At 47.9% G+C, this 14,747-nt stretch carries 12 protein-coding genes and 2 rRNA genes (1 of these 14 running past the window's edge); 11 read left to right on the forward strand and 3 right to left on the reverse strand.

Annotation, left to right across the window (positions count from 1 at the left end):
• The 9 genes from SYN6312_RS00855 to SYN6312_RS00895 form a co-directional block, all read left to right on the forward strand.
• Positions 1-1,768 (forward strand): 23S ribosomal RNA (locus SYN6312_RS00855); it begins 1,113 nt to the left of the window's first position.
• 98 nt (positions 1,769-1,866) lie between these two features.
• Positions 1,867-1,983: ribosomal RNA gene (gene rrf / locus SYN6312_RS00860) — 5S ribosomal RNA — on the forward strand.
• Positions 1,984-2,096: 113 nt separating this feature from the next.
• Positions 2,097-2,900 (forward strand): carbohydrate ABC transporter permease, encoded by an 804-nt coding sequence (locus SYN6312_RS00865; protein WP_015122967.1) that lies wholly within the window; start codon positions 2,097-2,099, stop codon positions 2,898-2,900.
• 161 nt (positions 2,901-3,061) lie between these two features.
• Positions 3,062-3,283 carry a membrane protein insertion efficiency factor YidD gene (gene yidD / locus SYN6312_RS18625; protein ID WP_015122968.1) on the forward strand — a complete coding sequence of 74 codons (222 nt, stop codon included), beginning with the start codon at positions 3,062-3,064 and terminating at the stop codon, positions 3,281-3,283.
• Between the two features lie 604 nt (positions 3,284-3,887).
• Complete coding sequence (locus SYN6312_RS00875; RefSeq protein WP_015122970.1) at positions 3,888-4,637, forward strand: M15 family metallopeptidase; 750 nt, start codon at positions 3,888-3,890, stop codon at positions 4,635-4,637.
• 248 nt (positions 4,638-4,885) lie between these two features.
• Entirely contained in the window at positions 4,886-6,202 is a 1,317-nt protein-coding gene (gene rimO, locus SYN6312_RS00880) for a 30S ribosomal protein S12 methylthiotransferase RimO (protein WP_015122971.1), read from the forward strand.
• A 128-nt stretch (positions 6,203-6,330) separates the two neighbouring features.
• Entirely contained in the window at positions 6,331-7,920 is a 1,590-nt protein-coding gene (locus SYN6312_RS00885) for a glucose-6-phosphate isomerase (protein ID WP_015122972.1), read from the forward strand.
• Positions 7,920-8,984, forward strand: a complete 1,065-nt coding sequence (locus SYN6312_RS00890; RefSeq protein ID WP_015122973.1) for an extracellular solute-binding protein — start codon at positions 7,920-7,922, stop codon at positions 8,982-8,984. The genes SYN6312_RS00885 and SYN6312_RS00890 overlap by 1 nt, the downstream gene beginning before the upstream one ends.
• 34 nt (positions 8,985-9,018) lie before the next feature.
• A complete protein-coding gene (locus tag SYN6312_RS00895; protein ID WP_051020948.1) occupies positions 9,019-9,222 on the forward strand; it encodes a hypothetical protein in 204 nt (67 codons plus the stop codon).
• A 4-nt stretch (positions 9,223-9,226) separates the two neighbouring features.
• Here the strand turns inward: SYN6312_RS00895 and SYN6312_RS00900 are convergent, their stop codons facing one another.
• On the reverse strand, positions 9,227-10,084 hold the full coding sequence (locus SYN6312_RS00900; protein WP_015122974.1) for a tRNA (5-methylaminomethyl-2-thiouridine)(34)-methyltransferase MnmD: 858 nt from the start codon (positions 10,082-10,084) through the stop codon (positions 9,227-9,229).
• Between the two features lie 116 nt (positions 10,085-10,200).
• Between SYN6312_RS00900 and SYN6312_RS00905 the strand changes: the two genes are divergently transcribed.
• A complete protein-coding gene (locus tag SYN6312_RS00905) occupies positions 10,201-11,832 on the forward strand; it encodes a glycosyltransferase family 39 protein (RefSeq protein ID WP_015122975.1) in 1,632 nt (543 codons plus the stop codon).
• An 83-nt stretch (positions 11,833-11,915) separates the two neighbouring features.
• On the opposite strand, the gene SYN6312_RS20255 is transcribed toward SYN6312_RS00905, so the two are convergent.
• Entirely contained in the window at positions 11,916-12,665 is a 750-nt protein-coding gene (locus SYN6312_RS20255; protein WP_015122976.1) for a hypothetical protein, read from the reverse strand.
• Positions 12,666-13,317: 652 nt separating this feature from the next.
• On the reverse strand, positions 13,318-14,067 hold the full coding sequence (locus tag SYN6312_RS00920) for a DUF561 domain-containing protein (protein WP_015122977.1): 750 nt from the start codon (positions 14,065-14,067) through the stop codon (positions 13,318-13,320).
• Positions 14,068-14,200: 133 nt separating this feature from the next.
• Between SYN6312_RS00920 and SYN6312_RS00925 the strand changes: the two genes are divergently transcribed.
• Complete coding sequence (locus tag SYN6312_RS00925; protein ID WP_015122978.1) at positions 14,201-14,551, forward strand: histidine triad nucleotide-binding protein; 351 nt, start codon at positions 14,201-14,203, stop codon at positions 14,549-14,551.
• Positions 14,552-14,747: the final 196 nt, after the last annotated feature.

Raw genomic sequence — 14,747 nt, forward strand, 5'->3', positions numbered from 1 at the left:
AGCTCACTGGTCAAGTGTTCCTGCGCCGAAAATGAACGGGACTAAGTAGTGTACCGAAGCTGTGGGATATATCTACCGATATATCGGTAGGGGAGCGTTCTGCATTAGTTTGAAGCATTAGCGTGAGCAGATGTGGACAAGGCAGAAGTGAGAATGTCGGCTTGAGTAGCGCAAACATTGGTGAGAATCCAATGCCCCGAAACCCCAAGGGTTCCTCCGGAAGGCTCGTCCGCGGAGGGTTAGTCGGGACCTAAGGCGAGGCCGAAAGGCGTAGTCGATGGACAACTGGTTAATATTCCAGTACTGGTATTGGTTTGTGCAGAGGGACGGAGAAGGCTAAGTCAGCCGGCGATTGGTTGTGCCGGTTTAACTGTTCGAGGCTTTGAGGTGCGGTGAAAACGTGCTGAGCTAAGACAGGAATACGAGGAACTACGGTTCCGAAGTGGCTGATGTCATACTTCCTAGAAAAGCTCTAAACACGTTAAACCAATTTCACCCGTACCCGAAACCGACACAGGTGGGGGGGTAGAGAATACCAAGGGGCGCGAGATAACTCTCTCTAAGGAACTCGGCAAAATTGCCCCGTAACTTCGGGATAAGGGGTGCCACCGCGAGGTGGTCGCAGTGAAGAGGTCCAGGCGACTGTTTACCAAAAACACAGGTCTCCGCTAAGTCGTAAGACGATGTATGGGGGCTGACGCCTGCCCAGTGCCGGAAGGTTAAGGAAGCTGGTCAGCGAAAGTGAAGCTAGCGACTGAAGCCCCGGTGAACGGCGGCCGTAACTATAACGGTCCTAAGGTAGCGAAATTCCTTGTCAGGTAAGTTCTGACCCGCACGAAAGGCGTAACGATCTGGACGCTGTCTCGGAGAGAGGCTCGGCGAAATAGAAGTGTCTGTGAAGATGCGGACTACCTACACCCGGACAGAAAGACCCTATGAAGCTTTACTGTAGCTTGGAATTGGGTTCGGGCTTTGCTTGCGCAGCATAGGTGGGAGGCGTTGATAGTTTTCTTGTGGGAGAACTGGAGCCATCGGTGAGATACCACTCTGGCAAGGCTAGAATTCTAACTCTCTGCCGTTATCCGGCGAGGGAACAGTTTCAGGTGGGCAGTTTGACTGGGGCGGTCGCCTCCTAAAAAATAACGGAGGCGCGCAAAGGTTCCCTCAGGCTGGTCGGAAATCAGCCGTAGAGTGCAAAAGCATAAGGGAGCTTGACTGCAAGACCTACAAGTCGAGCAGGTACGAAAGTAGGCTTTAGTGATCCGACGGTACTGCGTGGAAAGGCCGTCGCTCAACGGATAAAAGTTACTCTAGGGATAACAGGCTGATCTCCCCCAAGAGTTCACATCGACGGGGAGGTTTGGCACCTCGATGTCGGCTCATCGCAACCTGGTGCGGAAGTACGTGCCAAGGGTTGGGCTGTTCGCCCATTAAAGCGGTACGTGAGCTGGGTTCAGAACGTCGTGAGACAGTTCGGTCCATATCCGGTGTAGGCGTAGGAGCATTGAGAGGAGTCCCCCTTAGTACGAGAGGACCGGGGGGAACGCACCGCTGGTGTACCTGTTGTCGTGCCAACGGCAAACGCAGGGTAGCCATGTGCGGAGTGGATAACCGCTGAAAGCATCTAAGTGGGAAGCCCACCTCAAGATGAGTGCTCCCATGGCATAAGCCAGTAAGGTCACGGGAAGAACACCCGTTAATAGGCTCTAGATCGAAGTCCAGCAATGGATGAAGTCAAGGAGTACTAATAGACCGAGGGCTTGACCTCATATTTGGTGTCTGATTGACTAAATTAACCTTGTAGTTTCAAGTTTTTAATCTAATTTTCTAGTCAAGTTTAACTTGAGTTTCTAAGTTTTTAACCTTCTTGGTGCTCATGGCGTAATGGAACCACGCTGATCCATCTCGAACTCAGTTGTGAAACGTTACTGCGACGAAGATAGTTGGTGGGTAGCTGCCTGCAAAAATAGTTCAGTGCCAAGATAATATTTCCAATCTCCCTTTTTCTTAATTGAAACTGGGGGATTTTGGTTTAAAGGTATAAGTTCTATTGATGCTGTTTGAATGGGAATAAATTTAGGAGAGGTTGGCTCTTCATGATGAGTGGGAGGCAAGGACTATTGTGGTTAGCAGCGGCTCTGTTCTTGTTACCGTTGTTGGTTGTGGTGTTGACTTCGGGTTGGCCCCCAGGCCCGGTTACGTCATTTCAGCTTTGGCCACCGGGAGGATGGAGTTGGGATAGTTATCTCCAGGCCTGGCAGAATGGATATTTTATTCGGGCTTTTGGGAATTCAACTGTAGTGGCTCTGGTCGTGACAGGGTTACAGATTTTAACTTCCGCTTTGGCGGGGTATGCGTTAGCGAGAATCGCGTTTCCAGGCCAGAACTTAGTCTTGTTGTTAGTCCTGGCAAGCTTGGTGATTCCCTTCCAGTTACTGGTTATCCCCATTTTTATGATCTTGCGTTGGGGACATCTTATTAATACTTTTGGAGCTTTAATTTTGCCAACGGCTGCCAATGGGTTTGGTATTTTTCTAATGCGGCAGTTTTTCTTAACCATTCCAGTCTCGTTAGAGGAAGCAGCCGCTTTGGATGGGGCGAGTCGCTGGGAGATTTTATGGCAGATTTTACTTCCCTTGTCTCGTCCTGCTTTAGTGACATTATTTTTGTTTACTTTTATTGGTGAGTGGAATGATCTGTTTAAGCCGCTGGTGTTTACAACAAAACCAGAGTTAATTACGGTGCAGTTGGCCTTGGCTAATTTTCAAGAGCAATTTACTAATGATTGGCCGTTAATGATGGCGGCGATAGTCATTTCAACTATTCCCGTGGCGTTGGTGTTTATTGCTGGACAAAAGCAGTTTATCCGTGGAATCGCTACTACTGGGGTGAAGAATTAGCTTAACCTTCCTTCTTTAGCCTGTAACTTATTTTAACTGGGCGATAAGCTATAGAGGGACATGGTTAGCCATGAATTGGGTTTGATGCCTGAACCAAGCAGTACCTTGTCCGAAATGTGGATGGCTGGTTAATTAAGCTCTAAGTCTCGTGAAATTTGCTTATGAAAACAATACTTATTGGGCTAATCCGTGTTTACCAGGCCACATTTTCGGCAGTATTTTTACCTAGCTGTCGGTATCAACCCACTTGCTCGCACTATGCTATTGAAGCAATTGAACGGTTTGGGCTGTTGCGTGGGATATGGTTAGCTGTTAGACGAATTTCACGCTGTCACCCTTGGGGGGGGAGTGGATATGATCCTGTTCCAGAACATAGGCATTAAGTAATAAGAAAGTACGACTTGGTTGATTAATCAGCTGTCTCTTGCCCATGAAAAGGCTGTTTAAGATCCTACCTTATGCTTTGAGCGGACTTTTCGCCCTCATATTGGCTCCATATATCTTGTTCTGGCTGAGTATGGAATGGGAGATGAGACCACAAACCTACGACAGTACTGATAGAAATTTTGGTTCTATTGCCGTGGCACCGTTGGAGAGTCTTACCTGTGGATCAATTCCTGTTAGCATTCGCATTAAACGGTATTTTCGACAAAGCAATTTCAATGACGGGGATGAACTATGGTTACTAGAGTCTCAAACGAACGAGGGAATTATTGAGTTAGCGAGTAGACTCAGACTCATGCCTCTAGAGCAAAAGGGAAGTATTGAAAAAATTAGTGGAGTATTGGTCAATAAACTGGCCTAGGTGGTACGTCCGTACGAGAAGATAAAATGGTTGTTTTCTGATGATCATTATCAACGAACAGAAGTTTCCTAACATTGTAAGCATGGACTCTTTTACTTATGGAGTATTGATGGTAAAACAATTTTCTTATATCACATCATTACTTAATAACTTAGTTAATTATTGCTTTAGTGAGCTAACTCATGAAACCTTATCAACTCCTCTCAATACAAGACTGTCATGAATCATTAGTTCCAATTGATCAATCAATATTTTTCTGCTTAGAACCCCATCCCTATCTTGCTATTGGCGCGCCCTATGATACGGTCTCTCCTTTTTATCTACGCCAAGGTGTCTTAAACGCGTTGTACCAGGCCCAGCAAAATTTACAAAGCATTCAACCCACCTGGAAGTTAGCAATCTTTGATGCCTATCGTCCGGTTGCGGTACAGGACTATATGGTTAATTATACTTTTCAGGAATTACTTAGGGGTCGGGGATTGACGGAGACAATGCTATCGCCTTCAATATTAGCGGCAATTTGGGCTGAAGTTTATACTTTTTGGGCAGTTCCGAGTCATGATCCCAAAACGCCTCCACCCCACAGCACCGGAGCGGCAATTGATTTAACCTTGGTTGATTCAGATAAAAAGTTAATTGATATGGGTTCGCCTATTGATGAGATTTCCGACCGATCATTTCCAGAGTATTTTTATCACCAGGCCCAGCGACTCGATCTTACCAATCAAAAAGATGATTATCTGAAAGTTCATCAGCATCGTGAGATTTTAGATCAAGCCATGAGCCAAGCTGGGTTTCAGCGACATCCTCAAGAGTGGTGGCATTTTTCCTTGGGGGATCAACTCTGGGCCTGGCAAATTGAACAACAAACTGGCCAATCTATGGTGGCTCATTATGGTCGTGCTGACTTAATTACTTCACAAAAATTATGATGAATATTGATTAGGTTATATACACAATCCTAGAACAATAGAAATCTTAGGCATGATGGTTAGGAACTTCCCCTGACTTTTGCTGACTGAGACTTTATCAAATTGTTGATATAGCTTGTCACCCGACTAGCTGAATAGCCATTGATTATTGTCTGATTGGCGTTCTCAAAAAAATCAGCGTAGTATGGGGATATACACCTCTTAAGTGTGCGTGTTCGTTTCAAATCTCCAAGTTCCTCCTGCTACTTATGCCAAAACCGACGATTGCTATCTCCCATCTTGGCTGCGATAAAAATCGTGTGGATACGGAGCATATGTTGGGACTACTAGCCCAGGCCGGATATGGGATTGATAACGATGAGTCTCAGGCCGACTATGTCATTGTTAACACCTGTAGCTTTATCCAATCAGCTCGGGAAGAGTCAGTGCGAACTTTGGTTGAGTTAGCCGAAGCGGATAAAAAAATTGTTATTACCGGCTGTATGGCCCAGCATTTTCAGGAACAATTGCTCGATGAAATTCCGGAAGCGGTTGCCGTAGTCGGTACGGGGGATTATCAGCATATTGTCGAAGTGATAGTAAAAGCAGAGGCCGGGGAACGGGTCAAACAGATCACTCCCCACCCTACCTATATTGCAGATGAAACAATTCCCCGCTATCGAACTACGCCGGAACCGATTGCCTATCTCCGGATTGCCGAGGGTTGTGATTATCGCTGTGCTTTTTGCATCATTCCCCATCTGCGGGGTGATCAACGTTCCCGACCGATTGAATCTATTGTTGCGGAAGCGGAGCAGTTAGCGAATCAGGGAGTTCAGGAAATTAGCTTGGTTTCCCAAATTACGACTAACTATGGCCAAGACCTCTATGGTAAACCTCACCTGGCAGAGCTATTACGCGCCTTGGGACAAGTGGATATTCCTTGGATTCGGATGCACTATGCCTATCCAACGGGTTTAACCCCTAATGTTTTGGAGGCGATGCGGGAAACCCCCAACATTTTGCCTTACCTAGATTTACCCCTCCAACATTCCCATCCTGAAATTTTACGCGCCATGAACCGTCCCTGGCAAGCCAATGTTAATGATCGGGTGATTGAACATTTGAAAGCTGCTTTACCCCAGGCAACGATGCGGACAACCTTTATTGTTGGCTTTCCTGGCGAAACAGAAGCTCATTTTGACCATCTTTGTGAGTTTGTCCAACGCCATGAGTTTGATCATGTGGGGGTGTTTACCTTTTCAGCGGAAGAAGGCACTGCTGCTTTTGATATGCCTAAGCAGGTTTTACCGGAAGTGATGGAACAACGCCGCCATGAGTTGATGGTCTTGCAGCAGCCGATATCCTATGCTCGCAACCAGGCCCAACTTGGCACGATTACAGATGTCTTAATTGAGCAAGAAAATCCTGATACTGGGGAGTTAATTGGCCGGTCGACACGGTTTGCGGCGGATGTGGATGGGGTGGTCTATGTGAAAGGATCTGCCCGCTTAGGAACGATTGTCCCCGTGGAAATTACGGCGGCTGATACCTATGATTTGTTTGGAACTGTTGTGACTCCTTGATCTCAGTATCTGCCCCCAACTGGGTCATAGCCATAAGACTAAAAGCAATTCTAAAGAGGGGTAAAATATTCCGCCAGAATCACCAAACTAGCGGTATCTTAGGCCTGGACGTGGAGAACTAAACCCCTATGGACACCCTGGCCCTCTGGCAGCAGTATCAAGATTGGTTATACTACAACCCGGATTTAGAGATCTACCTCGATATTAGCCGGACGGGGGTGACCACTCAGGATTTAACGCTGCTAGAACCCAAATTTGCCCAGGCCTTTGCCGATATGAACGCCTTGGAAGCTGGAGCCATTGCTAATCCTGATGAAGGGCGGATGGTCGGCCATTACTGGTTACGGGATGCGACTTTAGCCCCCAGCCCAGAATTAACCAAAGAAATTACCGACAGTATTCAGCAGATCCAAACCTTTGTCGGGCAAATTCACTCTGGCCAGATTGCCCCACCCCAAGGCGGAAAGTTCACGGATGTCATCTCCATTGGTATTGGTGGATCTGCCCTTGGCCCGCAGTTTGTTTCCCAGGCCTTGGCCCCTGATCAGCCCCCCCTAAAGATTCACTTCATTGACAACACGGATCCCGCTGGAATTGACCGCACCCTGAGTTATGTGGAGAATCGTTTCGTCAGTAGTCTAGTGCTGGTAATTTCTAAATCTGGGGGAACACCGGAAACCCGTAATGGCATGGTGGAAGTTCAGGAGGCGTTTCGGAAACGGGGCCTGGTGTTTGCCGATCATGCGGTAGCAATTACAATGGCGGGGAGCTTACTGTCCCAACAGGCCGAGTCCAATGGTTGGTTAGCTATTTTCCCGATGTTTGACTGGGTGGGGGGACGGACTTCGGAACTATCTCCAGTGGGTTTGTTGCCAGCAGCATTACAGGGGATTCCAATTTTAGAACTGCTGGCCGGAGCTAAAATCATGGATGTAGCCACCCGTGTAGCAGAGATCAAAACTAATCCGGCGGCCCTATTAGCCCTGAGTTGGTATGTGATTGGTCAAGGGCGGGGTGAAAAAGACATGGTGGTGTTGCCCTATAAAGATAGCCTGCAACTGTTTAGCCGCTATTTACAACAACTGGTGATGGAGTCTTTGGGGAAAGAGAAAGACCTGGCCGGAAATACAGTCAATCAAGGGATTGCGGTTTATGGCAACAAAGGCACCACCGATCAACACGCCTATGTCCAACAACTCCGGGATGGACTCAATAACTTTTTTGTCACCTTTATTGAAGTTTTAGCCGACCGGCCTGGGAATTCTGTGGATGTGGAACCGGGAATTACCTCAGGGGACTATCTTTGTGGTTTGCTGTTGGGAACACGCCAGGCCCTGTTTGAGAAAGGCCGCCCTTCCTTAACGATTACAGTTCCCGATGCTTCAGCCAAAACAGTGGGGGCCTTAATTGCCTTGTATGAACGGGCCGTTGGACTCTATGGCTTTTTGATCAATGTCAATGCCTACCATCAGCCGGGGGTAGAAGCTGGGAAAAAGGCCGCCGCGATTAACTTGTCCCTCCAAAAACAACTGGTCAAAACTCTCCAACAGGAAGCTCGTCCCCTGAAACTGACAGAACTTGCCATGATTGCCGGAGCCGAAGCCCAGGCCGAGACCATCTATTTACTCTTGCGACATTTGGCGGCCAATCAGCGGGGGGTTAAAATTCAGGGATCACCCACGAAACCCGGAGAACTACTCTATTCATGGCAGGGGTAATGCAGCGGCGATCTCTGTTACGGGGCCTGGCAGCGTTGGGCTTAGGGGCTGGACTAGCTGGTTGTAATCGGTATGATCCGACTGCCCTCACTGTCACTGCTCTGCGAAATACTCTTCCCCCTCAACTGATCAATCGCTTTCGCCAAGAATTTCCGGCCCAGGCCTTGCGCTTACAAATTAAAACGACTCCCCAGGATATTTTTAACCAGCTAGAGGCAGATACACCGACAACCCAATGGTTGAGCTTAGGGGATGCTTGGCTGAAGCTGGCGATTGAAACTAAAACCATCGAGCCTTTAAGAACTTTACCCCATTGGGCTAATCTTGAACCCCGCTGGCAACAACTGGTACAACGGAACGAAAGAGGTGAGCCGGATCCGCAGGGTAAAATTTGGGGTTTGCCTTACCGCTGGGGAACAACCGTCATGGCCTATCGCGCAGATTTGATTCAACCGACTGGCTGGTGGCCTCAAGATTGGGAAGACCTCTGGAAACCGGAACTGACCCAGAAACTTAGCTTGCTTAATCAACCCCGCGAAGTCATTGGCCTGGTCTTGAAAAAACTGGGACAGAGCTACAATACAGCGGATATTAATCAGGTTTCTGGGTTAAAACCAGCCCTTGAAGAATTGCGGCAACAAACAAGATTCTTTGCTTCTACAGACTATTTGCAATCTTTGATTATGGGAGATACTTGGATAGCCCAGGCCTGGTCAACGGATATTTTACCGATTCTTAACCGCTACAGCAACATTAAAGCCATTGTGCCAAAATCGGGCACGGCTCTTTGGGCAGACTGTTGGGTTAAATCTACACAAACGACTGATACAACGGATGGGGGTTGGTTAGAGTTTTGGAGCCAGGCCGAGATTGCCAATTTATTCTCCCAATTTAGTCTAGCGATTTCCCCCTTTCTCACCGATTTCCAGGCCAATGGCCCCGCAAAAACAGTCCTCCTGCCCAATCAGCCCACCTTTCAAACCAGCGAGCTAATCTTGCCCCTCAGCCCCAGTAGCCAGGCCCAGTACGATCAACTCTGGAGCGAAGTCATGTTGTCGGGATAACAGAAATTATTTACGTCACTCTTGACCTGAGACGATGGCTGATGAGCTAGGCTGTAACTATCAACAATCCCTCAAGTTTATGCTGGACTCCGAAACTCTTGAAAATCGCCAAATTGGACTGCCCCATCAAGACCCGACTGATCGCTTTATTGTAGCCACTGCTCTTTACTATGGACTTCAACTAGCTACGGTTGACGCTCAATTAACAGGTTTGGCCGAGTTGCCTACTGTGAGCTAGAAAACTAAATCTGCCACTCACGTCGCCATTGACTGGTGGAGATGAGGCTGCTTTGGCGTTGTTCTTGTTGGCGGGTGTGGATAATGTCGGTGGCAGTTGCATCCAGGCCTGGGTCACGATAAGGAATAGCCGCTTTAGTTTGCAGGTGGGCCTGTTCGGCAGGGGTGAGGATTGGAATATCTGCATTGAGCCAGCGGGCAAGGGTTCCCGGAGATTTGCGGCCAACTGGGGGTGTTGAACCGACCCTTAATCCGGCCAGGTGCAAAGCAGTCCGAACGGCAGCGGCGGCAGAATAGGTGGCTAAATATCCGCTGGGGGCGAGGACTTGGCTGACCCGTTGGAGAAATTCCACGGTCCAGAGTTGGGGACAATGGGGCGGGGAGAACGGGTCTAGAAAAATCACATCCGCTTGCCAATGATCGGTGATCAACTGTTGGAGGGTTTGACGGGCATCCCCAATCAATAGCCTGGCCTGGAGGTTATTCCCTTGATAGTCCAGATGAGTGACCAGGCCACCGATGATCTGTTGAATCTCGGTTGACCAATGACCCAAACCACCCTGAGCTATAGCCTGTTGGGGAACATCCCAGTTTAATTCCAAGCCCTGTAACTCCACCTGGCAATCAGGATTCACCCGCCAAATTTCCGTCAGAGCCGCCGCGCTGTTATAACCCAGGCCAAAGCAAATATCTAAAAGCCGCACGCGTCCAGTCTTTGCCCAGGCCCCAACCCGACAAGGCATCACAAACTTAGACTCCGCTTCTTGCTTGGCCCCATGGTGGCTATGAAAGGCCTCTTGAAAGGTACTGGAGAAAAAGGTCAGTGAACCATCAGCCGTGAGTTGGGGCGTTAGGATATCCATTGAGCAGTTATCGTCTGAGTCCGGTTATTATCATGATGCAAATATTCTGGTTAACCCCAAGCTGAGGATCTAAGTGTGGTTCAAACTGCGGACTGGCCTAGTTTAGGATTTCATCCATGCCCTTACGTTCCCGTACCGTAGTAGAGATTTGGTCACCGGGCCTGGTGGGGGTGGGGCTAATTTTAATTGGGCTAGGGATTGCCTTTCGCTGGGCTAATCTAGGACAAGTCTATTGGCATGATGAAGCTTATACCGCATTACGACTATCAGGCTTTACCGGGCAAGAGTTAAATCAACATCTATTTCGAGGGGAAGTTGTTAGCGTTGCTCAGGTGATGGATTACCAATGGCCAAACTCAGTCCGAAGCATTTGGGAGACGGTTCGGGCCTTAGCCATTGATGATGCTCAACATCCCCCAGTTTATTATTTACTCGCTTGGCTGTGGGTCAAGACATTTGGGGCCTCAATTCCAGCTATTCGGAGTCTTTCCGTGATCATCAGTTGCCTGAGCTTGCCGGCTATGTATGGGTGGTGTCAAGAACTCTTTAGGCCGACTCGATGGGCTGTCTCGAGCTATCCCCAACTTCAGGTTGACGCAAAGTTAGTTGGCGGGTTTGCGGTCTTAATTTTGGCTTTATCCCCCTTTCATATTCTCTATGCCCAAGAAGCGCGGGAGTATGCCCTCTGGATTTTATTGACTATTGTGATTAATGCTCTGTTCTGGCGAGGGTTGAGGGGCCGAGGCTGGGGAAATTGGCTGGCCTATGGGAGTTGCCTAACCTTAGGGCTTTATACCTTTCCTTTAACGGGATTTGTCAGTGTTGGGCATGGATTTTATCTATTACTGATGAATCGTCAAAAGCTCCAGGCCTGGGGTGTAAGCACTTTAATCAGTTTTGGCTTGTTTGCTCCTTGGCTTTATATTTTAGTCACGACCTGGAATGTGACAGGGGCAACTTGGACGGCCTTACCCATTTCCCAGGCCAATCTCTGGCAAGCGATGGGCTTAAATCTAGTGCGAGTCTTTGTTTGGACTGATGACAGTTTTGATTTATCTACGGGAATTATTGGCCTCCTATTTGTAGTCCTGTTAATCCTCCTGGTGGCGAGCATTTACACGCTCTGGCGGACAACTCCTCCGTGTATTTGGCTCTTTTTATTGATCCTCGCTGGAGCAACGTTTTTACCCTTGTTTTTACCGGATTTGTTCTGGGGGGGGCAGCGTTCGACCTCTGGACGGTATCTAATCCCGACAATTTTAGTGATTGAAATAACTGTTGCCTATTTTCTCGCTTGGCACGTGAGTCGCATTCAGCCATCTCAGCGTATCTTGGGTTGGACAATGACTGGTTTGGTAATTGGCCTGGGCCTGGTCTCAGGAGTAGCGATTACGGCCACCGAAACCAGTTGGATTAAACTGCTCAACTACTCTTTCCCGCAAATTTATCGCCAGGTTAATCAACATCCCCAACCCCTAGTGATTGGCTTATCGGGGAACATCAACACTGGCACCATGCTGGCTCTAGCCCACGGCATTACCCCCCAGGCCCAGTTTGTTTTAATTGATGCTTGGGATAGCAACCAACCCCCAGAATTGCCCATTATCCCCGATGGACAGGAGCCAATTTTTTTCCTCAATCCCACCCCGGAACTGCTCACTGGCTTGGAAGAAACACAAAATCTTGCCGGAACACTCATTTTCCAAGATAAGTTTCTGCAGCTTTGGCAACTCCACAGACACAACTAAACCTATGGCCAATGCACAAATTCAGGGAAAGTTGACGGGAATGAGTCTCGACTTTGGTTATGAGAATAGTTTTTTTGAATGGCTTAATTGGCATGAATATTCATGCCTGGGTTACGGATGGGGCCGTTATAGTCAACTGTGATTTGAGAAGCATCCAACGCTACGGTGACAACACTCTCAACCGTAGGGTTGTTACTGTTCGGCCGGCCACCCAAAAAACTAAACGTGACCGTACCATTCTCATTGACCACATACCTGGATAAATCCATATTAAACATCGATAGCTGAGGCCGATACCGACTAAGGCCACCATTGGCTTTAATACCAGCTTGTCTGGCTAAGTTCATGGCCCGATGGATTTGACGGTTTTCATCTCCACTATTATTAGTGGTCAGCAATGCCGATGGGGTATAGCGGTTGTTGAGGTCTGAGTCGCGGATGGGGCCGTTGTAATTGACGGTTACAACTTGAGCATCTTGACTGACAGTAACAACAGATTGGACGCTGGGTGGAGCAGTTGGATGGCCGCCAACAAATGAGAACGTAACGCTACCGTCTGAGTTGTTTACAAACGGTGATTGATTGGCCCATCCATACATAGTGGCCTCTGCCCGATATTTGGTTAAGCCTCCATTAGCCCGTTCAGCGGCCTGGCGAGCCAAGTTTTGGCCCCGTTGCAAAATAGAGCTACCAACTCCAACTTGATTAACATCAACGGTTGATGAGCCAGATTCTTGAGTCAGGGTAGATTGGGCATAGGCTGAACTGATGATTCCCAGGCCCCCAGACAGGCCAGTTAACAAAACCACAGGTAACCAGTGAGATTTAAGCATGGGAAATTGACTCCAAAGTGATAGTAATCCATACAATTTAGATTGTGTCAAGAATACTGATCCAGCCAAAACAGTTAGTGTAGCAACGCCAACAGTAAGTTTACTAATCACGCTTTTTGAATGCTGTGACATAACCATCATGATTCTCTACAACCTGATGAGAACCTGGGCCTAAATTGGCACTTAGACATAAGCATCTTGATATCTCTATTAAACGCTATGGATGGTTTAATACCAGTATCTTTTGAGGTCTAATCTCTCTGGATAAAATTCCTACATGATCTATCTTGTTTAAGGTCGGAAGTCAGCTTTTTCTTTAGGCAAATATTCAGTTAATTCCAGTTTTATGATTCTTACCTAATCCTTTGTTCCCCTAATGAATTAGTGGGAGATTAGAACCTGTGAACAGTTGAAATAGTTGCAGAGATTCACCAAATCCGTGAAGGGTATCAAAATCCTTCAATTATGACTTGGATGTAATAGTTGCAGATCTTGCGCGCAAAAAAGTAGCAAGGGGCAGGAAAGCTGTCACACTCTCGCCCCAGGCAAGTCTGATAAGACCTTGGAGCAGGCCAGTCAGAACTTTTGATCGTGAAGGGGTACAGGAGTTTAGCCACGCCTCACCGATAGCATTACATACTCGTTTTGGAGCTTAACCAATCTGGTTAACTGGGCTGGGACTGACGGCTAAGGCTTCTACGAGGGAACGCACCGCGGCAATCATGGCAATTGGGCTATTGAGTTGATGAATCGCACTGCCGACTCCAACCCCACTCGCCCCAGCGGCAATGGCCATGGGTAAGGTTACACTCGATAACCCAGAGGCACAGAGGACAGGAATATCCACGGCCTGGGAAATTTCAAAGGCAGCGGCTAGGGTTGGGGCGGCTTTTTCGATTAACCCTAAGGCACCGGGATGGGTGGGTTGACTGCTAGTTCCGCCCTCAGTTTGGATAATGTCAGCCCCGGCCTGAACCAAGGCAACGGCTAATTCCACCTGTTGATCCAAGGGTAAGGTGTGGGGCACGGTAACAGAAAGGGTAATGTCTGGGAGTAAGGCACGGGTTTGCCGAGTCAGTTCTAAGACTTCTTCACAGCTAAATGTCCGACCCGCTGCATAAAAACTGTCATAGTTCCCGATTTCTACCAGATCCGCACCCGCTTTGACCGCTTGAACTAGTAATTTAGGATCAACCGCCGAGACACAAATGGGCAAGTCAGTCAGGGTTTTAGCAAGTTTGACCAGGCCGGGATCTGCGGCAATATCGACAAAGGTCGCTCCTCCCTGATCTGCTGCCTGGACGACTGCTGCCACATTCTCATAGTTAAAGTTTTGTAAACCACTGATCACTTTCAGGGCGTTCCGGTGGGTCAAAGCTGAGCGTAAGCGAGGATGAATCATGATCAGGCCCTTTGAATTCAGAGAATTGCAGCAAGAAAAATAGTAGCGTAACTATTGATACATCGCCTAACTCAGTAGAAATTATTAACAGAATTTTTGAGTCCAAACCCCAGGCCTGGAGGCAAATTAACCGATGACACCGCCAATCGAGACCTTGTTTACCAAAATTATTAACCGCCAAATCCCGGCTGAGATCATTTATGAGGACGACCTGGCTATTGCCATTAAGGATATTAATCCCCAGGCCCCAATCCACCTCTTGATTGTCCCCAAAAAGCCACTTCCCAGCCTGTCCGATGCTGTTCCTGAGGATCATCGAGTTTTGGGACATTTGTTAATGATTGTTAAGCGAGTAGCCGAGCAGGTGGGCCTGGAGAATGGCTACCGAGTCGTGATCAACACCGGCAACGATGGGGGGCAAACCGTCAATCACCTGCATTTACACCTCTTGGGTGGTCGTCCCCTGCACTGGCCACCGGGCTGATCAAGGGAATCTCCAAACCGTCACAAGTCCTTTACGGAAATCCCCACTCTCAAACAAATCTAAACAAATTCTTAAAAGACCTTTACAAAACCTGAGGACTTGCTTAATATAAATACATAGTCCACCAAACACCTCTCAGGTTCTCATCTTCAGAGCTGTAAGGTTTTTTAGGACTTAACATTTTATTCATTCTCTT

Source organism: Synechococcus sp. PCC 6312, assembly GCF_000316685.1.
Classification (GTDB): domain Bacteria; phylum Cyanobacteriota; class Cyanobacteriia; order Thermosynechococcales; family Thermosynechococcaceae; genus Pseudocalidococcus.

Excerpts from the sequence above, each read along its gene's own strand:
- SYN6312_RS00895 (WP_051020948.1), top strand. The coding sequence starts at position 9,019 with ATGGCTGATGAGCTAGGCTGTAACTATCAACAATCCCTCAAGTTTATG.
- SYN6312_RS20255 (WP_015122976.1), bottom strand. The coding sequence starts at position 12,665 with ATGCTTAAATCTCACTGGTTACCTGTGGTTTTGTTAACTGGCCTGTCT.
- SYN6312_RS00905 (WP_015122975.1), top strand. The coding sequence starts at position 10,201 with ATGCCCTTACGTTCCCGTACCGTAGTAGAGATTTGGTCACCGGGCCTG.
- SYN6312_RS00900 (WP_015122974.1), bottom strand. The coding sequence starts at position 10,084 with ATGGATATCCTAACGCCCCAACTCACGGCTGATGGTTCACTGACCTTT.
- SYN6312_RS00885 (WP_015122972.1), top strand. The coding sequence starts at position 6,331 with ATGGACACCCTGGCCCTCTGGCAGCAGTATCAAGATTGGTTATACTAC.
- SYN6312_RS00920 (WP_015122977.1), bottom strand. The coding sequence starts at position 14,067 with ATGATTCATCCTCGCTTACGCTCAGCTTTGACCCACCGGAACGCCCTG.
- SYN6312_RS00925 (WP_015122978.1), top strand. The coding sequence starts at position 14,201 with ATGACACCGCCAATCGAGACCTTGTTTACCAAAATTATTAACCGCCAA.
- rimO (WP_015122971.1), top strand. The coding sequence starts at position 4,886 with ATGCCAAAACCGACGATTGCTATCTCCCATCTTGGCTGCGATAAAAAT.
- yidD (WP_015122968.1), top strand. The coding sequence starts at position 3,062 with ATGAAAACAATACTTATTGGGCTAATCCGTGTTTACCAGGCCACATTT.
- SYN6312_RS00865 (WP_015122967.1), top strand. The coding sequence starts at position 2,097 with ATGATGAGTGGGAGGCAAGGACTATTGTGGTTAGCAGCGGCTCTGTTC.
- SYN6312_RS00875 (WP_015122970.1), top strand. The coding sequence starts at position 3,888 with ATGAAACCTTATCAACTCCTCTCAATACAAGACTGTCATGAATCATTA.
- SYN6312_RS00890 (WP_015122973.1), top strand. The coding sequence starts at position 7,920 with ATGCAGCGGCGATCTCTGTTACGGGGCCTGGCAGCGTTGGGCTTAGGG.